The sequence below is a fragment of the Haloferax sp. ATCC BAA-644 genome, from assembly GCF_000336975.1.
Classification (GTDB): Archaea; Halobacteriota; Halobacteria; order Halobacteriales; family Haloferacaceae; genus Haloferax; species Haloferax volcanii.
In genome coordinates this window covers 53696-75575 of sequence record NZ_AOLF01000027.1, presented here as the reverse complement: position 1 = coordinate 75575, position 21880 = coordinate 53696, and the positions used below count along the sequence as shown (strand labels likewise).

The window sequence follows — 21880 nt, the reverse complement described above, 5'->3', positions numbered from 1 at the left end:
ATGCGAGACTACATCCGCGAGGCGGACGAGGCGCTCCGCGGCACCTACGAGGAGCCGATGAGCCTCGGCGAGTACGTCGACGCCGCGTTCGAGTCGCCGTCTATCGCCTCCCACGCGTCGAAGTACCTCTTGGAAGCCATCGAGTCGATGGGGACTCGGCAGGTGGTCGAACAGGGCGAGGAGAAACAGCGCTACCGCTTTTTCGACGACCCCGCCAACGACGGCGAGCACGCGGTCCTCGGCAACACGGAGGTGCTCAACGCCTTCGTCGACGACCTGCGGACCATCGCCGCCGACCGCGGCAAGGCCGAGAAAATCGTCTGGTTCGACGGCCCGACGGCCACGGGGAAATCCGAGTTGAAACGCTGTCTCATCAACGGTCTCCGGGAGTACTCGAAGACCGATGCGGGGCGGCGCTACACCGTCGAGTGGAACGTCGCCAACGCCGACGACACCCGCGGGCTGTCCTACGGCGGCGAGGTAGACGCCGCCGACGAGGACTGGTACGAGAGCCCGGTCCAGTCGCACCCGCTTTCGGTGTTCCCCGCCGACGTGCGCAAGCGACTGCTGTCCGACCTCAACAGCAGGAACGGCGACCACATCCCCGTGGACGTGGACGAGGACCTCGACCCGTTCTGTCTGGAGGCGTACACCTACCTCGAAGAGGAGTTCCGCAGAGCGGGCAAGCAGGACCTCTTCAGCGCCGTCACCGACCCGAAACACCTCCGGGTGAAGAACTACGTCGTCGACGTCGGCCGCGGCGTCGGCGTCCTCCACTCGGAGGACGACGGCTCGCCCAAGGAGCGACTGGTGGGGTCGTGGATGCCGAGCATGCTCCGCGAACTGAACTCCCGAGGGCGCAAGAACCCGCAGGCGTTCAGCTACGACGGGGTGCTCTCGCAGGGTAACGGCCTCCTCACCATCGTCGAGGACGCCACCCAGCACGCCGACCTGCTCCAGAAGCTCCTGAACGTCCCCGACGAGGGCCACGTCAAACTGGACAAGGGAATCGGGATGGACATCGACACCCAGCTCGTCATCATCTCGAACCCCGACCTCGACGCCGAACTCGACAAGTACGCCGACCGGAACGGCCGCGACCCGCTGAAGGCGCTCAAGCGCCGGCTCAACAAACACGAGTTCCGCTACCTGACGAACCTCTCGCTGGAGGCCGAACTCATCCGCCGCGAACTGACCAACGAGACGAGCGTCTGGACCGACGACCCCGAGGCGATGGCCGACCGCGTCGCAGAGGCCGTCGCATTGGACGTCCGCGAGGGACCGGGCGAGGTCCGCACCCGCGAACTCGCGCCCCACACCGTCGAGGCCGCCGCGCTATACAGCGTCGTAACCCGCCTCGACGACGACGACGTGCCGCGCGACCCGGACCTCGAATTCGACCTCGTGGACAAGGCGCTGTTGTTCGACCGCGGCTACCTGCAAGTCGGTGACCAGCGCCGCGAGGTGTCCGCGTTCGAGTTCGTCGGCGACGCCGAGGGGACCCACGGGATTCCCGTGACGTTCACCCGCGATGTCATCGCTGACTTGCTCCACGACCGCATCGACCGCAGACACCCCGACCTCGACGTGTCGTCGGTGGTGATGCCGACCGACGTGCTCGACGAGATGGTCGCAGAACTCTCGGACGCGCCCGTGTTCTCGCGGGCGGAGTCCTCGGAGTACGAGGGCCGCATCGCGGCCGTCAAATCGTACATCTTCGACCAGCAGGAGGCCGACGTGCTCGACGCGCTCCTCGCGGACAAAGGGGTCGAGCGCGAGACGGTCGAGGAGTACGTCGAACACGTCTACGCGTGGGCGTCCGACGGACAGATAGAGACCGAACGCGGGCCGGTCGACCCCGACCCGCTTCTGATGAAGCTGTTCGAGACCGAGCACCTCGGGCGCTTCTCGCCGGACGACTACGAGGGCAACGAGCCCTCCGAGTCGGTCGAGGAGTTCCGCAACGAGAAGGTCATCACCGCGCTCAACCGCTACGCGTGGGAGAACCGCGACGAGGGCTTTACCGTCTCCGACGTGGACCTCACCGAGATTCCGGTCATCCGGACGGTGCTCGAAACCCACGACTGGGAGGACGTGCGCCGGCTGTTTTCCGACCTCGACCCCCGCCAGTGGGACGACCCGCCGGCGAACACCGAGACGGCGCGGGTGAAAGCACGCACCATCGACGAACTGGTCGACCGCGGTTACACCGCCGCGTCGGCCGAACTGACCAGCCGTGCCGTGATGAAGGAGGTGAGCCACACATGGGACTGAGAGACGACCTCGAACGATTCCGCGAAGTGGGCGAAGAGCGACGCGAAGACCTCAAGGAGTTCATCTCCTACGGCGACCTCGGCGCGTCCGGCTCGAAGGACATCAAGATACCAATCAAGGTCGTGGACCTGCCGGAGTTCAAGTACGACCGCCTCGACATGGGCGGCGTCGGGCAGGGGAAAGGCGGCACGCCCGACGTGGGCCAGCCGCTCGGCCAGCCCGAGCCCGGCGACGGCGAGGGCGAAGACGGCGACCCCGGCGAGGAGGGGGCCGAACACGAGTACTACGAGATGGACCCCGAGCAGTTCGCAGAGGCGTTGGACGAGGAACTCGGCCTCGAACTCGAACCGAAGGGCAAGGAGGTCGTCGAGGAGGTCGAAGGCGACTTCACCGACATCACCCGGAGCGGCCCCCACAGCACCCTCGACTTCGAGCGCCTGTTCAAGGAGGGCCTGAAGCGCAAGCTGGCGATGGACTTCGACGAGGAGTTCGTCCGCGAGGCGATGAAAGTCGAGGGCACCACCGCCCGCGAGGTGTTCGAGTGGTGCCGCGAGAACAACATCCTCGTCTCGATGGCGTGGATAGAAGACGAGTGGAGCCGCATCCCGGACGACGAACGCGGGACGTGGGCCACCTTCGCGGAGATGGAGGAGAACGTCGAGCGGACGACGGCCATCCAGCGCATCCGCCGCGAGGGGCTCCGCGAGATTCCGTTCCGCCGCGAGGACGAGCGCTACCGCCACCCCGAGGTCATCGAGAAGAAGCAGTCGAACGTCGTGGTCGTCAACATCCGCGACGTGTCGGGGTCGATGCGGGAGACGAAGCGCGAACTCGTCGAGCGCACGTTCACGCCGCTGGACTGGTATCTCACGGGCAAGTACGACCACGCCGAGTTCGTCTACATCGCCCACGACGCCGAGGCGTGGGAGGTCGAACGCGACGAGTTCTTCGGCATCCGCTCGGGCGGCGGGACGCGAATCTCGTCGGCCTACGAACTGGCCAAGGAGGTCTTAGACGAGCGCTACCCGTGGCGCGAGTGGAACCGCTACGTCTTCGCCGCGGGCGACTCCGAGAACTCCTCGAACGACACGAAAGAGCGGGTCGTCCCGCTCATGCAGGAGATAAACGCGAACCTCCACGCCTACGTGGAGACCCAGCCCGGCGGGACCGCAATCAACGCAACCCACGCGGAAGAGGTCGAACGGAGCCTCGGAGAGCAGGGTAACGTCGTGGTCGCGTACGTCTCGGAGCCCGACGACGTCATCGACGCCATCTACACCATCCTCAGCACGGAGGCGACAGCAGAATGAGTTTCAGACGACACCGCAGAGACGCACAGCGCGAGGCCGCCAGACTCGACGAGCCCGTCCGGGAGGCCGGCGCGCTCGCCAAGAAGCTCGGACTCGACCCCTACCCGGTGAACTACTGGGTGGTCAACTACGACGAGATGAACCAGCTCATCGCCTACGGCGGGTTCCAAGAGCGGTATCCGCACTGGCGGTGGGGGATGACCTACGACCGCCAGCGGAAGACCGACCAGTTCGGCATGGGCAAGGCGTTCGAAATCGTCAACAACGACGACCCGGCGAACGCCTTCCTCCAGGAGTCGAACTCGCTGGCCGACCAGAAGGCCGTCATCACCCACGTCGAGGCGCACTCGGACTTCTTCAAGAACAACCAGTGGTTCGGGCTGTTCTCCGACGAGGGGCAGTTCGCCGCCGCCGCGATGCTCGAGCGCCACGCCCAGACCATCGAGCGGTACGTGGAAAACCCGGACATCAGCCGGGACGACGTGGAGAAGTTCATCGACGCCGTCCTCTGTCTGGAAGACACCATCGACCAACACCGGACCATCCGCGAGGCCGCCGCCGACGAGGACGGCCGCATCCCCGAGGACATCCGCGCGCAGTTGGACAGCCTCGACATCTCCGACGACGTGCGCCGCGAGGTGTTCGACGACGCGTGGCTCGAAGGGGTCGAAGAGGCCGAACGCGAGGCCGCGAAGCTCACCGACCCCCGGAAGGACGTGCTCGCGTACGTCCGCGAACACGGCATGCGGTACGACGAGGAGACGGGCAAGGCCGAGGAGATGGAGCCGTGGCAGAAGGACGTCCTCGACATGCTCCGCGAGGAGGCGTACTACTTCGCCGCCCAGAAGATGACGAAGGTGATGAACGAGGGCTGGGCGGCCTACTGGGAGTCGCTCATGATGGGTGACGAGCGATTCGCCGGCACGGACGAGTTCATCACCTACGCCGACCACCAGTCGCGCGTCCTCGGCTCGCCCGGACTCAACCCCTACAAGCTCGGCAAGGAGCTGTGGGAGTACATCGAGAACTCGACGAACCGCGCGGAGGTCGCAGACAAACTCCTGCGCGTGACGGGCGTCACGTGGCGCAACTTCCACGAGACGGTCGACTTCGACGAGGTACAGGAACTGCTCCGGGCGGACCCAGCTATCGACGGCGTCAGCGCCGACTCCCTCGACGAACTGTCCGAACTCGGCCCCGACGACCCGAGAGTCGACCACGAGACTCTCGACAGGGCGCTGTCGGGCGACGACTCGCTCGACCTCGATGCCTACCCGTGGAAGCTCCTCACCTACGAGGGGCTCGCGGAGCGACACTACTCGCTCGTCAAGTCGCAGAACCGCGGGTTCCTCAGCCGGATTCGGCGCTCCGAACTCGAACAGCTCTCGCGGTACATGTTCGACGACGAGGTGTACGACAGCGTCGAAGACGCCCTCGCCGACGTGGACAAGACCGCCGGCTGGGACCGGATGCGCGAGATTCGCGAGAGTCACAACGATGTGACGTTCCTCGACGCGTTCCTCTCCGAGGAGTTCGTCCGCGCGAACCACTACTTCGCCTACGAGTACTCCCAGTCGTCCCAGCAGTTCCGCGTCTCCTCGTCGGAGTACCGCGACGTAAAAAAGAAGCTCCTGTTCCAGTTCACCAACTTCGGAAAGCCGACCATCGCGGTGTACGACGGGAACTTCGACAACCGCGGGGAGCTCCTCTTGGGCCACCAGTACAACGGCGTCATCCTCGACATGAAACAGGCCAAGGGCGTCTTGGAGCGCGTCTACCACCTCTGGGGCCGGCCGGTGAACCTGATGACCATCACGAAGGAGTTCGACGAACACGAGGTCGAAGTCGCCCGCCGACGGGGGCGCGAGCCGACGCCCGAAGAGCGGGCCATCCGGATTCGGTACGACGGCGAGTCGTTCGAGGAACACGACCTCGACCCCGAGCTGGAAGCCCGCATCGCCGCCGGCGAGGTCGACTACGACACGAAGCCCGATGACTGGCTCTGAGCGGGGCGATGGACGACGCTGACTCGTCGACTCCGCCCGGAGACGAAGAGCAGGCGGACGACTCGCTCGACGAGGCCGACATCCACGACGTGCTCAGAAACGAGCGGCGACGGCTCGCGCTCGAACGGCTGCGCGACGGTGACGGGCCGGAGTCGGTCGGTGACCTCGCGGAGCACATCGCCGAGATAGAGTCGGGCGAGTCGCCGCCCCCGAAGAACGTTCGCCAGAGCGTCTACATCTCGCTGCATCAGACTCACCTGCCGAAACTCGATTCGCTCCGTATCGTCGCGTACGACTCGCGGGCGAAGACCGTCTCGCTGGGGTCGAGCGCGGCGGAACTCGACTACTTCCTGGACGACGCGGAGCCGACGCAAGCTCCCTTCGCGCTCCTGTCGCTCGCGACCTGTCTCGCCGGCCTCGCACTCCTCGTCGCCGGGTGGATGGGCGTCCCCGTCATCGACGGCGTGGACCCGCGACTGGTCGCCGGCGTCGCGCTCACCGCGGTCGCCGCCGTCGCCGGCGCGGAACTCGGCTTACGGACGCGAAGCCGGACGTAGCTCGGAGACACGGCCGCGGTCCGTCCTTATTCCATCCGCCCCGATTCCACCAGCTCCGAATCCGCCGTTCGACTCAAGTCACCCCCATCCTAAGCGCCGCCGACGATGTCCGAGTCAACTTCGCTCGCGTGGTTCCGCCGCGACCTCCGTCTGCACGACAACGCGGCGTTCGCGGCCGCCTGCGGCGCCGACCGCGTGGTTCCCGTCTACTGCGTGGACCCGCGCGAGTACGGCGACCGACCGTTCGGCGGGCCCGACTCCTTCGACTTCGAGAAGACCGGCGCGCACCGCGCCCGCTTCCGCCTCGAATCGCTGGCCGACCTGCGGGCGTCGCTCCGCGACCGCGGAAGCGACCTCGTCGTCCGCGAGGGCCGCCCCGAGTCCGTCCTCCCCGAACTCGCCGCCGCCACCGACGCCGACTTCGTGACGGTCCACACGCGCCCGACGCCCGAGGAGTCGCGCGTCGAATCGGCGGTCGAAACGGAACTTCGAGGCGACGGCGTCGAACTCCGGCGCGTCTGGGGGCACACGCTCACCCACCTCGACGACCTCCCGATGGTGCTTTCCGACCTCCCGGACACGTACACGACGTTTCGGAAGGCGGTCGAATCGGCCGCCGAAGACGCCGGGACGGGCGATGCGGCAGTCGGCGACGAGCACGCGAGCGACGGCGACCCCGGCGGTCGCGACCCGCGTTCCGACGTGACCGTCCCGCCGCTTCCCGACGACGCGCCCGTCGCGGGCGAGTTCCCCGCGCTTTCGGACCTCGTCGGAACCGCGGACGCGAACGCCGACCGCGCTCCCGACGACCGCGGCGTCCTCCCTTTCGACGGCGGCGAGACGGCCGCGCTCGACCGCGTTGAGTCGTACGTCTGGGCGGGCGACCACCTCCGGGAGTACAAGGAGACGCGAAACGGGCTGCTCGGAGCCGACTACTCCTCGAAGTTCTCGCCGTGGCTGAACGAGGGCTGTCTCTCGCCGCGGTACGTCAAGGCCGAGGTGGACCGCTACGAGGCCCGCCGAGTCGAAAACGACTCGACGTACTGGCTCGTGTTCGAACTCCGTTGGCGCGACTTCTTCCAGTTCCAGTTCGCCAAACACGGGAGCGACTTCTTCCGCCGCGGGGGCATCCGCGACCGAACCGACATCGACTGGCGACGCGACGACGCGCAGTTCGAGCGCTGGGCGGCGGGGAAATCGGGTATCCCCTTCGTCGACGCGAACATGCGAGAACTGAACGCGACGGGTTACATGTCGAACCGCGGGCGGCAGAACGCGGCGTCGTTCCTCGCCAACGACCTCAGACTGGACTGGCGACGCGGCGCGGCGTACTTCGAGACGCAGCTCGTCGACTACGACCCCGCGTCGAACTACGGCAACTGGGCCTACATCGCGGGCGTCGGCAACGACTCGCGGGACCGCTCGTTCGACGTGCGCTGGCAGGCGACGCGCTACGACGAGGACGCCGAGTACGTGAAGACGTGGCTCCCCGAACTCGACGCCTTACCCGCCGAGTACGCCCACGAGCCGTGGCAACTCAGCGAGAACGAACAGGCGAGCTACGGCGTCGAGTTGGGCGTGGACTACCCCGAACCGATGGTCGATTTCTCCGATTAGATGCCCCACGCGTCGTCGGTCTCGCCGCCGACACGGGCCACGGCGACCGCGAGAACCGTCACGAGCGCGAACCCGATGAACGCGAGTCGCGGAATCGTCAGGAGGCCGCCGAGCATCGAATACTGGATGGACGTACACGGGCCGCCGACGGTACAGGTCGCTCCGGGCGCGACTTGCAGGTACGAATGGTAGCCCGAAAGCGCGAGGCCGCCGAGCGAGAGGGGGAGCACCGTCTTCCAGACGCCGGGTCGGTCCTCGACCGCGGCGACCCCGAGCACCACCACGAGCGGGTACATCAGGATGCGCTGGTACCAACAGAGGTCGCAGGGCGTCAGTCCGAGGCCGAGGCTGAAGTAGAGGCTCCCGCTCGTCGCGGCGAGCGCGACGAGCGTTCCCGCGGCGAGCGTGGCGCGCGTCGCGTCCGACACGGTCAGGCGCTCCCGCGACGAGGCGCGCGCCTCGCTCCGCTCGGTCCGTTCGGCTTCGGAGCCGACTGGTGTCGCTCCTCGGGCGGTTCGCCACGGTCTCGTCGAGTCGAGTTGCGTATCATCGCTCGTTGGTCGTGGCGCGACGATAGCCCTCGGCGTACCTCAAGCCATCGGCTCGCCCGGCGAGCCGTCGTCGCTCCGGTCGCACGCCCGCGGTGGTCGCTGGCTGCTCGCGTTGGGGCCGCCAGTCCCGCTCACGGCTGAAAGCCGACGGTAGTGACGATAATGACGCCGACGACGCCGGCGACCACGAGGAGCGCGCTTCGCCGGGCCACCGGCCCGAGGAGCTCCCGGTCGACGCTCGCCGCGAGCGCGACCTTGACCGCGATGCTCGCGGCGGTGCCGGCGAGGACGCCGACGACCGCGGTCGTTCCACCGATAGTGCCACCGTCGTAGAGCGTGACGGCGGTCGTAACGACCGACCCGCTCGACACGAGCCCGCCGAGGAAGCTCGTCACGACGAACCCGGTCGCGCCGAAGTACTCCTGTGCCGCCGCGGAGGCGAGCAACACGAGGAGGAAGAAGACGCCGAATCGGAGGGCGCTTTCGAGGCTGAACGGCGACTCGAACGCCACGTCGAGGTCGACGCCCCACTCCCGGGTGTGAAGCGCGTAGCCCACCCCGACGAGCGCGATGAGCCCGAGGGGGACGCCCACCTCGACCGCGAGCTCCGGGACGAACACGGCGACGAGCGAGAGGTTCCGAAGCGCCATCGCCGCGTCGGCCATCAGAATCGCGCCGGCCGCGAGCGGCCGAATCGACGGGTTTCGATTGGTCCGCCCGGCTATCTCACCGATGACGGCCGTGGAGTTCACCAACCCGCCGAAAAACCCCGTGATGGCGATGCCGCGCTCGCCGTACCGGCGGATGATGACGTAGTTGACGAAGCCGATTGCGCTCACCGCGACGACGAGCAGCCAGACGGTCCGGGGGCTGACAGCGTCCCACGGACCGACCTGTCCCTCGGGGAGCAACGGGTAGACGACGAACGCGATGATGGCGAACTCGACGGCGCTTCGGACCTCGTCGGTCGTCAGTCGCCGCGCGAACCCGTGGAGTTCGCGCCGCAGAACCAACAGGAGCGACGAGGTGAGCGCGACGACGACCCCCTCGATGACGAAGCCGCTGACGACCGCCGCGCCGACCGCGTAGGCGACCAGAAGCGACGTGGACGTGGTGAGCGAGAGGCTCACGCCGAGGTCGTCTAATCGAGCGGCGCTGTCAGCGGTGCTGTCGTCGTCGCGGCGGGCATCTGACTCGTCGTCGGCGTCGTCCTGCGAGTCGGCTCCGTCGCCCCGCCCGTTCGGCCCGCGGTCGAACAGCCCGCGACTCCCGAGCAACACCGCCTGGACGACCACCAACAGACCTCCGACCGCGAGGAGGATGTCGCTCCCGACTGCGACGGCGATGCCGCCGAGGAGGCTCGTCAGGGTGAACGTTCGAACGCCGGCGCTCTTTTTCGACCGCTCGCGCTCTAAGCCGAGGAACATCCCTAACGCCGCCGCGACGAACAGGCGGACGATGACGGGGTCGACCTGCGAGGTGAACTCTTCGACCATCACCGAACCTCCGCATCTCCGTGTCCCATGCTATCGTGTGTTTTAATTGCTATCGTTAAAAACGTGCAAGCTAATCGAGTCTGTCTGCGGCGAATGGGTCGGCCAAGACGTGAATCGCAGTCGCTCGCACTTCGAAGATAGTTCAGCAGGGAACTGCTCGGTCGGTGATTTGAACTCCCCTTGCAACACGTTACTCGCTAGTTCAACATCTCCTGTGTCGCCGCATTCGGTTTCACAGAACCGAGAGACACAGAAACCTCTCGGAGACCTGTGTTCGACAGAAGTGCTCGGTCAGGGATTTGAACCTCAGTCGCTCACTCTGTTCGCTCCCTGTTTCAAATCCCCTACGCTCCGCTCTCTTCGTCACGTTGTTCTTCAGAAGAGTGCTCGGTCAGGGATTTGAACCCTGGTCCTCGGCTCGAAAGGCCAAGATGATTGGCCGGACTACACCAACCGAGCGTCTGCATTCACGAGTGGTCGTTGGACTATTTTAAGCGTTGCGTTCCATCGTGGGTGAGTGAGAGGAACCCACCCACGACGGCCGATTACTCGCCCGTGAACTCGGGGTCGCGGTCGCTCGTGAAGGCGGCGACGCCCTCCATCAGGTCCGAGGTGGTAAACAGCAGACCGAACGCCTGCGCTTCGACTTCCAGTCCCGAATCGGTGTCTTCCCAGCCGTTGTGCATGGCGCGCTTGGTGTAGCGCTGGGCGACCGGCGGACCCTGTGCGAACCGCTTCGCGTACTCGAAGGCCCGTTCTTCGAAGTCGTCGTCGTTCTCGACGACCTCGTTGATGAAGCCGTAGTCGGCCATCGTCTCGGCGTCGTAGCGGTCGGCGCTGAAGATAATCTCCTTCGCGCGGCCGGTGCCGACGATGCGCTGGAGGCGGACCGTACCGCCCCAGCCGGGAAGGAGGCCGAGGTTGTGCTCGGGTTGGCCGAGTTCGGAGCGCTCCGTGGCGATGCGGAGGTCGGCGCACATGGCGAGTTCCATCCCGCCGCCGAGACAGAAGCCGTCGATGCCGGCGACGACCGGCTTGTCGAGTTTCTCGAGCTTTCCGAACGTCTGTTGGCCTTTCCGCGAGATTTCGACGCCCTCGACGGCGTCGCCGCCGCCCGCGGCGATGCTCGTCACGTCGGCACCGGCGGAGAACGCGCGGTCGCCGGCCCCCGTGAGAAGCACGGCGCGGACCTCGTCGTCGGCGGCGAGGGTGTCGAGCGCCTCGGAGAGTTCGTCCATCAGTTCGACGCTGATGGTGTTGAGTCGGTGCGGCCGGTCGAGAGTGATGTGGCCGACACCGTCGCGCACCTCGACGGCGATGGCGTCGAACGCGGGAGCGTCGCCGGATTCGTCCTCGCCGCCGTCGCCGTAGAAGCCCCCGCCCGACTGGGCGAGGTCGCGGAGGTAGTCGACGGCTTCGTAGCGCGCTTCGCCGGTCTCGTCGTGGAGTTCGTCGAGGGCGTCGACGAGGGTGGCGATGCCGGCGCTGTCGGCCATCTTCGCCGGGCCGTCGGGGAAGCGCCCGCCGAGTTTGACCGCGCGGTCGATGGCGGCCGGGTCGGCCACGTCGTTGCCGACGAGACCGGCGACCTCGTTCGCCATGACGCCGAGGAGTCGGTTCTTGACCGCTTCGCTCCCCTCGTCGTGGGGGATTTCAGCGCCCGCGCCGTCCTCGTAGTCGTAGAAGCCTTTGCCGGTCTTCTGGCCGAGGTCGCCCGCTTCGACCTTCTCCGAGAGGAGCGGACAGGGTTCGTAGGCGTCGCCGAGCACCTCGTGCATGTATTCGAGGACGTGGTAGCCCACGTCGATGCCGACGTAGTCAGCGAGTTCGAAACTCCCCATCGGGAGGCCCATGTCGTACTTCGTCGTGGCGTCCACTTCGGCCATCGTCGCGTCGCCCGCGTGGACAATCCACGCGGCCTCGTTCATCAGCGGGACGAGGATGCGGTTCACGATGAAGCCGGGGCTGTCCTTGCGGACGCGGACGGGCGTCTTGCCCATCGACTCGGCGAGGTCTTCGACGAGGTCGAGCGTCTCGTCGGCGGTGTGCGCGCCGGAGATGACCTCGACGAGGTCCATGCGGACCGGCGGGTTGAAAAAGTGCATCCCGCAGAAGCGCTCGGGGCGCTCCGTGACCTCGGAGAGTTCGGTGATAGAGAGACTGGAGGTGTTGGTGGCGAACACCGCGTGGTCGGGGGCGTACTCCTCCAACTCGGCGTACACCTCCTTTTTGATGGCCATCTTCTCGGGGACGGCCTCGACGACCACGTCGGCGTCGGCGACGGCCTCGTCGAGGTCCACCGCGGTCGAGACGCGGGCGAGCGCGGCGTCGGCGTCGTCCTGCGACAGTCGGTCCTTCTCGGCGAGTTTGTTCAGCGACCACTCGATTTTGTCGTAGCCCTGCTGGACGAACTCGTCTTCGATGTCGCGCAGGACGACGTCGTAGCCGGCGAGGGCCGCGACCTCCGCGATGCCGTGGCCCATGTTGCCCGCTCCGAGCACGGTGATACTGTCGACGTCAGCTACGTTCATGGAAGAACGTTACACTGCGTCGCGGTTTCAACGTTTCCCTCGCGTAGAATGTAAACTCAGATTGTGTTTATTCGATTAACGGTCTACGTGGGTGCAGTCTATCGATTACTCGGACTAGACTCCGTTTCCACCCAGTCGAAGTTAGTCCACGCACCGCCAGAGATACCGGCTGGCGTAGCTCCGATAGGGTGCCCATCGCTCGGCGCGCTCGCGCATCTCGCCGCGGGGGACGGCGTCGCGCTCGAACCCGAAGACGTGTTCCATGCCGCGCCGAATCCCGAGGTCCTCGACCGGGAACACGTCCTCGCGGGCGAGCACGAAGATGAGGAACATCTTGGCGGTCCAGTCACCGACGCCGCGAATCTCGGTGAGCGCCGCGACGACCTCGCCGTCGTCCATCTCTCGTAGCGACTCGGCCGACAGGCCGTCTCGGAACGCATCGGCGACGTTGCGGACGTAGCCGACCTTCTGGTTCGAGAGGCCGCAGTCGCGCAGGACGCTCTCGTCGGCGGCGAGGATGCCTTCGGGCGTGACCTCGACGCGGTCGAACAGGCGGTCCCGAATCGTCGCCGCCGCGGTCGTCGAGAGCTGTTGATTGACAATCGAGACGACCAGTCGCTCGAAGGGGTCGTCGGCGGGGTCGAGCGAGAGCGGGCCGTGTTCGTCGACTACGTCGCCGAGGTGCGGGTCCGCCCGGAGTTCGCGGTAGGCGTCGTCGCTCATCGACTCGTGGTTGGGTCGTCGGGGAGAAAAGTGCGCGTGTCTCGGGTGCTCGGATGCGGTCGCCCGTCGTTCGACGGCGGTGACCGCGCCGGTGGCCCGGTGTGGCGGGCCGACTTACTCTTCGAGGAGTTCTTCTTCCTCGTCGTCGCTGTCGTTTCGGTCGGCGTTGGCGCGGCGGCGCACGTCCACGCGGTAGTGTTCGAGGATGTCGCGGCCGAGCAGCAGCGGGTAGTCCATGTGCGAGCGGTCCTCGACGCTGGCGGTCACGGTGTGCTGGGTGCCGCCGATACCGATGACGAGGTCGACCACGGGGCGGGCCTTCCCGCTCTTGAGGCTCCCGGACTTCACGCGCGTCATGCTCTTAATCGGCCCTGCGCCGATTTCGGCGGCGAGGCTCGTGTCGATGCTCGTCCGGGTCGCGCCGGTGTCGGACTTCGCGAGGGTCTGCTGGGAGCCGCTGGTCCCGTTGACGACGACCTCCTCGATGTAGCCGATGAGGGGCGCTTCGCCGTCGATGATGGGCGACTCGTTGGGGGCACACGAGGGGACGGAGTCGTCGAGCGTCGCCGACAGCTCCTCGACGCGCGTCTCGTCGACCTCGCCGCCCGCGCGCTCGATTGCGAGCTTCGCGATGTGCGGCGCGGGGCTCTTGCCCGTCGCCTGATAGAGGCCCTTGAAGCCGGCGGTCGGGTTCGCTTCGAGGACGAACCAGCCGTCTTCGCCCTCGACGAGGTCGACGCCGACGTAGTCCATCTCCATCACTTCGGCGGCGTAGAGCGCCGTCTCCTTGGCCTCATCGGGCATCTCGTCGGTCGCGTCGAGCACGTCGCCGCCGAGGGCGACGTTGGTCCGCCAGTCGCCCTCCGGGGCGTAGCGGTACATCGCGCCGACGATATCGCCGTCGACGATGTAGACGCGCAGGTCGCGGTGGCGGTCGCCGTCGCGGTCGATGAGCTTCTGGAGGAACGCCTGCCGGTTGCCGACCTTCGGGTTGACGGGCTCGGTCAGGTCGACCTTCCACGTCCCGCCGCCGTGGGTGCCGATGGCGGACTTGTAGACGCCCACGTCGCCGAAGCGCTCGCGGCCCTTGTTGAGCCGGTCGTTCGAGAGCGCGAGCAGCGCGTCGGGCACCTGGATGTTCCAGTTGGCGAGGGTCGCGGCCGTGGCGAACTTGTGGATGGCCGCGAGAACCGCGTCCGGCTCGTTGAGCATCGGTCGGATGCGGTTGAACGTCGTCGCCAATCCGAGCAGTTCCGCGGGTTCCTCGGTGTTCGACAGGAGCAGTCGGTTCGCGATGATGTCCACCTCAGGCTCGACTGTCACCTCGCCGTCTTCGATGCTGACCGCCGCGTTCTCCCGACGGAGCCACACCGGCTCGTGACCGAGGTCTTCGACCGCGTTGAGGATTGCCTTCGTCTCCTTGCTGTTGTGCAGAGAAAGCACGCCGACACGCACGGCGTCGTCTGTGGTGGACATACTCAGTTGATATCCTCCCGGTTTCAAAGACATGACGGTCGAGAGCCGGCCGCCCGCGATTCGCAGCCGCGAGGACGGCGTCGGGCGGTCCGTCGCGACCGTTTATAACCCCGGCCCTCCCATCGCATCACATGGCCGACAACGAGGCCTTCACCTACAACGGCGGGAAGGTCGAGCCGGGCGAGACACAGGACATCCGGTACGGCATCTCCGAGACGTATCTCGGGGACCCGGTTCGCATCCCCGTCACCATCATCAACGGGGAGCGGGCGGGGCCGACCGTGTTCCTCTCCGCCGCCGCCCACGGCGACGAACTGAACGGTATCGAGGTCGTCCGCGAGGTGGCCTACGAGTGGGACCTCGCGGACCTCGCGGGCACGCTCGTCTGTATGCCGGTGATGAACGTCCCCGCCTTTCTCGCCCAACAGCGGTATCTTCCCATCTACGACCGCGACCTGAACCGGTCGTTTCCGGGCTCCGAGACCTCGACGGGAGCCAAACGGATGGCCCACCGCATCTACCAGAACTTCATCGCGCCCTGCGACCTCGGCATCGACTTCCACACCTCGACGCGGGGGCGAACTAACATGCTCCACGTCCGCGCGGACATGTCAGACCCCGCCGTCGCGCGCCTCGCCAACGCCTTCGGGTCGCACGTCATCATCGACAGCTCCGGGTCCAGCGGGATGCTCCGAACCGAGTCGTCGGAGAACGGGACGCCGGCCATCACCGTCGAGATGGGCGAGGCCCACCGCTTCCAGCGCGAACTCATCGACGAGGCGCTCGCGGGCGTCGAGAGCGTTTTCGCCGAGTACGGCCTTCGGGGGACCTCGACGGTCAACTGGCCGGGCTGGCGGACCGTCATCTCCGACGAAAACGAGAAGACGTGGCTCCGCGCCGACGCGGGCGGCATCGTCGACATGCACCACGACCGCGGCGCGCTCGTCCACGAGGGCGACCGTATCTGCACGATTACGAACCCGTTCAAGGACGACAACGTGACCGTCGTCGCCCCCTTCACGGGCCTGCTCGTCGGTGTCCTCGAAAACCCGGTCGTCTACCCCGGTAACCCGCTTTGCCACCTCGTCGAACTCAAGGACAAGGTGCGGCGCGTCGTCGAGCGCGAGCAGTCCGGGTCCCCCGAAACGACGCGCTGAGGCCGTCCGGCGCGACTCGGGACGCTCGGGGGCGGCGATTTTTGCCGACCTTCACGAAACTCCATACACGTAAGTTCTATACCCTCCCCTTCCCGACACTCACAAGAGCATGAGTCAGTCTTACAATCGGGGCCTCATCGAGGACTTCAGCAGATGGCGGGAGTTCTCGGCCGGCATGTGGGCCTGGATATTCCACAAGTTCACCGGCTGGGTGCTTGTGGGCTATCTCTTCACCCACATCGCCGTGTTGTCGACGGCCCTCTCGGGCGCGACGGCGTACACGAACACGATTCAGGCGCTGGAGAGCCTCCTGGTCGTGCGTATTCTCGAAGTCGGGCTGCTCGCGGTGGCGGTGTTTCACATCCTCAACGGGCTGCGGCTGCTGTTCGTCGACCTGGGCGTCGGGCTGGAAGCGCAGGACAAGAGCTTCTACGCGTCGCTCATCCTCACGGGTGTCATCGTCGTCGCGAGCGTCCCCACGTTCCTCTCGGGGGTGAGCCTCTGATGGCGGAGCGCTACACGTCCTTCGAGCCCGGCGGCCGGCGGTGGCTCTGGCAGCGGCTGACCGCCGCCTTCCTCGTCGTGGTGCTGGCGTTCCACTTCTTCCTGCTGCACTTCGTCAACCACGCCGACGAAGTGACGTTCGCCCTCTCGCAGGCGCGCATGGAGCAGCTGACGTACTTCTCGCTGATGATCCTGTTCCTCGTCACCGCGACGTTCCACGGGGTCAACGGCGTCTACAACGCCCTCGTCAACCAGGGCCTTTCCGGCACCCGGAAGACGGCGGTCAAGGCGATTCTCGGTCTCGCGAGCGTCCTGCTCATCGTGCAGGGCGTCCGCACGGCCCTCGCGTGGGCCGGAGGTGTTCCCATCTAATGAGCACGCAAGTTCCCGAATCAGTCGAAGAGGAATCGGTCACGGAGACGGCGTCCGCCGGCAAGCAGAAGCGCGACGCGAAAAAGCGCGAGCGCGCCGAGCGCGTCCAAGAACAGCGCGAGGCCGAGGCGGCCGAGAAAGCGCGCTCCGCGGACGACACCTACCACCTCAAGGTCTTCCGCTACGACCCCGAGGTGCCGGAGAAACAGGAACCTCGCTTCGACGATTTCCACGTCCCGTACAAGCAGGGGATGACGATTCTCGACGCCCTCATGTGGGCGCGGGACCACTACGACTCCTCGCTTACCTTCCGGCACTCCTGCCGGCAGGCCATCTGCGGCTCCGACGCGCTGTTCGTCAACGGCTCGCAGCGACTCGGCTGCAAGACCCAGCTGTCGGACCTCTCGGAGCCGATTCGGGTCGAACCGCTCCCGCACTCCGACGTGGTCAAAGACCTCGTCGTCGACATGGAGCACTTCTACGACCAGATGGAGTCGGTCGAGCCGTACTTCCAGACGAACTCGCTTCCCGACGGCGAACTCGACGAGCAGCGCCAGACGCGCGAGAACCGCGAGAAGGTCAAGATGTCCACCCGCTGCATCTGGTGTAGCGCGTGTATGTCCTCGTGTAACATCGCCGCCGGCGACAACGAGTATCTCGGTCCCGCGGCCATCAACAAGGCCTACCGCTTCGCCATGGACGAACGCGAAGGCGAGGACATGAAGCAGCGCCGCCTCGAAATCCTCGAACAGGAACACGGCGTCTGGCGCTGTCAGACCCAGTTCTCCTGTACCGAGGTGTGCCCGAAGGACATCCCCCTCACGGAGCACATCCAGGAACTCAAGCGCGAGGCGATCAAGAACAACCTGAAGTTCTGGTGAACTTCCCGGTGAAACCCTGAAGTTCGACCAACCCTACGACACACCCAAACACACCATGTACGAACACGACGTTATCGTAGTCGGCGCGGGCGGGGCGGGCCTGCGCGCGGCGATTGCGGCACACGAGGAAGGGGCCGACGTGGCCATCGTGTCGAAGCTCCATCCGGTCCGAAGTCACACGGGCGCGGCGGAGGGCGGCATCAACGCCGCGCTCCGCGAAGGCGACTCGTGGGAGGACCACGCGTACGACACGATGAAGGGCTCGGACTATCTGGCCGACGCGCCGGCGGCCGAGACCCTCTGTAAGGACAGCCCGAAAGAGACCATCCAGCTCGAACACTGGGGGATGGCGTTCTCCCGGGACAACGACGGCCGCGTCAGTCAGCGACCGTTCGGCGGGCTCTCGTTCCCGCGGACCACCTACGCGGGCGCGGAGACGGGCCACCAGCTGCTCCACACGATGTACGAGCAGCTCGTCAAGCGCGGCATCAAGGTGTACGACGAGTGGCACGTCACCCGACTGGCCGTCACCGACGAGGAGAAGCCGGAGGACCGAAACTGCCACGGCATCGTCGCCTACGACGTCCAGACCGGCCAGGTCGAGGGCTTCCGCGCCCGCAACGGCGTCATCCTCGCCACCGGCGGGCTCGGGCAGGTCTACGACCACACGACGAACGCGGTCGCCAACACCGGCGACGGCGTCGCGATGGCCTACCGCGCGGGCGCGCCGATGGAGGACATGGAGTTCATCCAGTTCCACCCGACGACGCTCCCCTCGACGGGCGTCCTCATTACCGAGGGCGTCCGCGGCGAGGGCGGCATCCTCTACAACGAAAACGGCGAGCGCTTCATGTTCGAGTACGGCTACGCGAACAACCTCGGCGAACTCGCCTCCCGCGACGTGGTCTCCCGGGCCGAACTGACGGAGGTCAACGAGGGCCGCGGCATCGAAGACGAGTACGTCCACCTCGATATGCGCCACCTCGGCGAGGAGCGCATCATCGACCGCCTCGAAAACATCGTCCACCTCTCGGAGGACTTCGAGGGCGTCAACCCCCTCGAAGCGCCGATGCCGGTCAAGCCCGGCCAGCACTACGCGATGGGCGGCATCGAGACCGACGAGAACGGCGAGACGTGCATCTCCGGCCTGTATGCGGCCGGCGAGTGCGCCTGCGCCTCCGTCCACGGCGGCAACCGCCTCGGCGGCAACGCGCTCCCCGAACTCATCGTCTTCGGCAAGCGCGCCGGCCACCACGCCGCGGGCAAAGACATGGAGGAGGCCCGAATCACGACCGGCAAGGAAGGCGAGTACGAACTCGGTGAAGTCGATTCGCCGGTCGAACTCGGTGAAGCCGGTATCGGTGAAGACGCCGTCGCGGACGGCGGGACGGCGGCGGACGCCGGCGCGTCCGTCTCCGGGGCCGACCTCGTCCAGCGCGCCGTCGAAGACGAGCGCGAGACCATCGACACCCTCCTGGAGCGCGAAGACGGTATCCAGCAGGCCGAGATTCGCGAGCGCGTCCAGAAGTCGATGACGCGCAACGTGAACGTCTTCCGCGAGGAGTCGGCGCTCAAGGACGCGCTCCGCGACATCCGCGAGGCGCGCGAACTCTACCAGCAGGTGTTCGTGGGCGACAAGTCGCGGACGTTCAACACGGACCTCCTCCAGACGCTGGAGATGCGCAACATCCTCGACATCGCGGAAGCCATCACGCTCGGCGCACTCGCGCGCAACGAGTTCCGCGGAGCCCACTGGCGCAAGGAGTACCAAGAGCGCCGCGACGAGGAGTGGCTCAAGCACACGATGCTCTCGTGGAACGACGGCCGCCCGGAACTCTGGTACAAGCCGGTCATCCTCGAAGGCGAGAACAAGACGTACGAGCCGAAGACGCGGAGCTACTGACCCGACTGCGCCCCGTCCGAGTCGCGGCCGACCAATTTCTTTCGTCGCCGCCTTCGAGCGGTGCATCGCATGGAACCCAACACGCCACAGCCGAGGGCTTCGGCCGGGGTCACCAACGCCTATTTGCCCGCTCGACCCCTACGCGCGACCGGAAGGGTAGCTCAGTGGTAGAGCACACCGGTACAGGCCCTCGCGGTCGGTCCGGTGGTTTTCAATGGCTTCGCGTGGTTCGACTCCCGCCCCTTCCGTCGCTTCGGGACGACGTCCTCCGAGAGCCCGAGACCCGCGTCCTTCGACGACAGTCGAAGTTAGCGCCGTCGAACGCCGCAGCGAATCGGATGTACGTTCGTGAGGGATGCGACGATTCTCCCGAATTCGTGACGTTCGCGGCCTCACTCCCGACCACCGAACTTCGACGATTGTTGTAAGAGAGTTTTATTATCGTCGAAGCAAAGAGGATGACAACGACCATGCAACAGACGGTTCCGACCATCGAAGTCCCCGGCGAACTCGAATCGCCCTCGGCCAAGCTCGTGTACCTCTATCTCACCACGCACGACGGCGCGTCCATCTCCGACTTGCAGAACGGGTTGGAGATGAAGAAAATCGCCCTTTACAGCATTCTCAGCACGCTCTCGAAGCGCGGCTTCGTCCGACAGGACGCCGAACACTACCACGTCGCTCAGTGACGGCCCGGTGAGTCAGTGATTTCTCGGTGAGCGCGCCGCCCGCACCTGCGCGCCGTCGCGAACCATATCCTCGCAGTTCGGGCAAACGCGCGGGTTCTCCATGCCATCGGGAGTGAATACTCGGGCGTATGCGGGCGTCACGAACGAACCACAGTTCTGACATTCCGGCATGGTAGCTAGTATCCTCCATGAATATCACATAAGTTTTCTCCCTATACGAGTGCGAGAAGCAGGCCGGCGACGAGGAGCGCGAAGATGAGAAGCGACACGGCGAGCATGAATTGGTCGGAGCCGTTCATACCGAACACGACGTTCCCGATAAAGATAAAATTCCGTCTCGACGCCGCGGCCCGTTGCTCTCGGCGGTGTTGTCTAATTTTCGGCCGCGATAACGAGGGGGGTAGAACTAAATTCCTCGCACCCGTCGGTCCCCTAACGGTCCTCCCAATGGAGTTCGTGTACGCGCTGTCTGGGTTGTTCGCCGGGCTCTTTCTCGGAGCGGTGGCAGTCGTCACTGCGCTCACGTACACGCCCTACGGCGCGTCGCTGTTCGACACCGCGATAACGGCGCTGACCGGCGTCACGCTCCAACTGGGTAATCTTCTTTTCATCTCGGCGCTCACGGCCCTCGCGTTCGAGGGGCTGGCGATGGGCGGGATTCGGTATCCGGTCGTCGTCCCCGCGGCGTTCGCGTACGTGCTGACCCACGTCACGGTCTACTACTCGTGTATCCGCATCACCGACCTCCAGTCGGAGCCGCTCGACCCCGACGTTATCATCAAGCATAACCCGTTCCGCGCGCTCGTCCTCGGCGTTCCGGGGTCGTTGCTCCTCATCCGGGTTCGGTCTCCCACTCGACGGAACTGACGACGGTCCGGAAAACGCGAGTGAAACGGCGAGAGAAGCCAGGAGTGGGATTCGAACCCACGAAGTCTCGATTACAAGTCGAGTGCATGAACCGCCCATGCTCTCCTGGCGCGTCTGTCGATTACCCGTCCTCCTTTGAGTGTGTATCGCTTCGCATCGATTTCTCCAGTTCGACGCGGTGGGGTCGATAGCCGTGTCGCCGGTAGAACCGACGGGCGGCCTCGTTGTCCGCCAGCACGTCCAGCGCGACGGCGTCGACGCCGGCGTCGGCCAGCGCGTCCTCCGCCGCCGCCAGCAACCGCGTTCCGACGCCGGCGTCTCGGTACGCCGGGCGGACGAACAGATTCCGAACCATTCCGCGAGTCGCGTCCTGTTCGTACGCTCCCGCCTCGATGTCGAACATGACGAACCCGACGAGACCGTCGGCGTCCGCGTCCTCTGTGCTGCTTCCGCCCTCCGTGCCGCCAGTGCTCACATCGCCCTCGCGGGCGACGAGCACGCCGTCGGCGGCGACGTGTCGAGCCAGCGCCTCGCGTATCGGCGTTCGGTTAGCCTCGGCCCGGAGGTGCGAGCCGGACGCCCGCTGGTCCGCGGCGAGTTCGACCCACAGCTCGACGAGGTTGTCGAGCTCCGAAAACGCCGCCGAACTGACGCGCATGGTCCCTGTCGGGACTCTACCCGCTTTTAAGTGTCGACGACTCGGACCGAATTCGAGTAATCGAGGTCCTGCGGGGTGTCAAGCGGGGTCAGTAAAGACGACCGATGGAGAAAGATTTATCTATGTTTATCGTCCGCACATATCATGAGGATAGTTATCAATGGGTATTGCCGAAACCTACTCCCGTGGAAGGCGGTTCGCCATCGAGCGTCCGTTCGCGCTCGTCTTGGCGGTCATCGTAGTCGTACTACTCGGTGACTTACTTCGCGGGTTAGCAACGGGGCAGACGCAGTTTGCCGACATTGGCA

Annotated in this window: 18 protein-coding genes and 3 tRNA genes; 13 read left to right on the top strand and 8 right to left on the bottom strand. The window is 66.0% G+C overall.

Features of this window, described 5'->3' with window-relative positions:
* From C458_RS12690 to C458_RS12670, 5 genes are all read left to right on the top strand, one after another.
* The gene (locus tag C458_RS12690) at positions 1-2274 is read left to right on the top strand and encodes a PrkA family serine protein kinase (protein WP_049896889.1); all 2274 of its coding nucleotides are present in this window, start codon (positions 1-3) and stop codon (positions 2272-2274) included.
* Entirely contained in the window at positions 2265-3584 is a 1320-nt protein-coding gene (locus C458_RS12685) for a YeaH/YhbH family protein (RefSeq protein WP_008576206.1), read from the top strand. The genes C458_RS12690 and C458_RS12685 overlap by 10 nt, the downstream gene beginning before the upstream one ends.
* Positions 3581-5590, top strand: a complete 2010-nt coding sequence (locus tag C458_RS12680; RefSeq protein ID WP_008576205.1) for a SpoVR family protein — start codon at positions 3581-3583, stop codon at positions 5588-5590. Before C458_RS12685 ends, C458_RS12680 begins: the two co-directional genes overlap by 4 nt.
* A gap of 8 nt (positions 5591-5598) precedes the next feature.
* Positions 5599-6147 carry a hypothetical protein gene (locus C458_RS12675; RefSeq protein ID WP_008576204.1) on the top strand — a complete coding sequence of 183 codons (549 nt, stop codon included), beginning with the start codon at positions 5599-5601 and terminating at the stop codon, positions 6145-6147.
* 105 nt (positions 6148-6252) lie between these two features.
* A complete protein-coding gene (locus tag C458_RS12670; protein WP_008576203.1) occupies positions 6253-7764 on the top strand; it encodes a DASH family cryptochrome in 1512 nt (503 codons plus the stop codon).
* On the opposite strand, the gene C458_RS12665 is transcribed toward C458_RS12670, so the two are convergent.
* From C458_RS12665 to C458_RS12640, 6 genes are all read right to left on the bottom strand, one after another.
* Positions 7761-8192: a disulfide bond formation protein B gene (locus tag C458_RS12665; RefSeq protein ID WP_008576202.1), complete on the bottom strand. Its 432-nt coding sequence runs from the start codon at positions 8190-8192 to the stop codon at positions 7761-7763. The two genes, C458_RS12670 and C458_RS12665, sit on opposite strands and share 4 nt — an antisense overlap.
* A 254-nt stretch (positions 8193-8446) precedes the next feature.
* A complete protein-coding gene (locus C458_RS12660) occupies positions 8447-9811 on the bottom strand; it encodes an MgtC/SapB family protein (protein ID WP_008576200.1) in 1365 nt (454 codons plus the stop codon).
* A 384-nt stretch (positions 9812-10195) separates the two neighbouring features.
* Positions 10196-10270 (bottom strand) — tRNA-Glu (locus tag C458_RS12655).
* A gap of 86 nt (positions 10271-10356) precedes the next feature.
* Positions 10357-12342 (bottom strand): 3-hydroxyacyl-CoA dehydrogenase/enoyl-CoA hydratase family protein, encoded by a 1986-nt coding sequence (locus C458_RS12650; RefSeq protein WP_008576199.1) that lies wholly within the window; start codon positions 12340-12342, stop codon positions 10357-10359.
* Between the two features lie 141 nt (positions 12343-12483).
* A complete protein-coding gene (locus C458_RS12645) occupies positions 12484-13065 on the bottom strand; it encodes a DNA-3-methyladenine glycosylase (RefSeq protein ID WP_008576196.1) in 582 nt (193 codons plus the stop codon).
* Between the two features lie 114 nt (positions 13066-13179).
* Positions 13180-14541: a RimK/LysX family protein gene (locus tag C458_RS12640; protein ID WP_008576195.1), complete on the bottom strand. Its 1362-nt coding sequence runs from the start codon at positions 14539-14541 to the stop codon at positions 13180-13182.
* Positions 14542-14672: 131 nt separating this feature from the next.
* Between C458_RS12640 and C458_RS12635 the strand changes: the two genes are divergently transcribed.
* The 8 genes from C458_RS12635 (at position 14673) to C458_RS12600 (ending at position 20914) form a co-directional block, all read left to right on the top strand.
* On the top strand, positions 14673-15698 hold the full coding sequence (locus C458_RS12635) for a succinylglutamate desuccinylase/aspartoacylase family protein (protein WP_008576193.1): 1026 nt from the start codon (positions 14673-14675) through the stop codon (positions 15696-15698).
* A 109-nt stretch (positions 15699-15807) separates the two neighbouring features.
* Positions 15808-16203, top strand: coding sequence for a succinate dehydrogenase, cytochrome b556 subunit (sdhC, locus tag C458_RS12630; protein WP_008576191.1), 396 nt, complete (start codon positions 15808-15810; stop codon positions 16201-16203).
* Positions 16203-16574: a succinate dehydrogenase hydrophobic membrane anchor subunit gene (locus tag C458_RS12625; protein ID WP_008094908.1), complete on the top strand. Its 372-nt coding sequence runs from the start codon at positions 16203-16205 to the stop codon at positions 16572-16574. The genes sdhC and C458_RS12625 overlap by 1 nt, the downstream gene beginning before the upstream one ends.
* Positions 16574-17455, top strand: a complete 882-nt coding sequence (locus C458_RS12620; protein ID WP_008576189.1) for a succinate dehydrogenase/fumarate reductase iron-sulfur subunit — start codon at positions 16574-16576, stop codon at positions 17453-17455. The genes C458_RS12625 and C458_RS12620 overlap by 1 nt, the downstream gene beginning before the upstream one ends.
* A 55-nt stretch (positions 17456-17510) precedes the next feature.
* On the top strand, positions 17511-19358 hold the full coding sequence (locus tag C458_RS12615) for an FAD-binding protein (RefSeq protein ID WP_008576187.1): 1848 nt from the start codon (positions 17511-17513) through the stop codon (positions 19356-19358).
* 150 nt (positions 19359-19508) lie between these two features.
* Positions 19509-19606 (top strand) — tRNA-Cys (locus C458_RS18165).
* A gap of 222 nt (positions 19607-19828) precedes the next feature.
* Positions 19829-20047, top strand: coding sequence for a helix-turn-helix domain-containing protein (locus C458_RS12605; protein ID WP_004043049.1), 219 nt, complete (start codon positions 19829-19831; stop codon positions 20045-20047).
* 447 nt (positions 20048-20494) lie between these two features.
* Positions 20495-20914 (top strand): hypothetical protein, encoded by a 420-nt coding sequence (locus tag C458_RS12600; RefSeq protein WP_004061307.1) that lies wholly within the window; start codon positions 20495-20497, stop codon positions 20912-20914.
* A 36-nt stretch (positions 20915-20950) separates the two neighbouring features.
* On the opposite strand, the gene C458_RS12595 is transcribed toward C458_RS12600, so the two are convergent.
* Positions 20951-21024 (bottom strand) — tRNA-Thr (locus tag C458_RS12595).
* An 11-nt stretch (positions 21025-21035) separates the two neighbouring features.
* Entirely contained in the window at positions 21036-21572 is a 537-nt protein-coding gene (locus C458_RS12590) for an N-acetyltransferase (RefSeq protein WP_008576181.1), read from the bottom strand.
* Positions 21573-21880 lie beyond the last annotated feature (308 nt).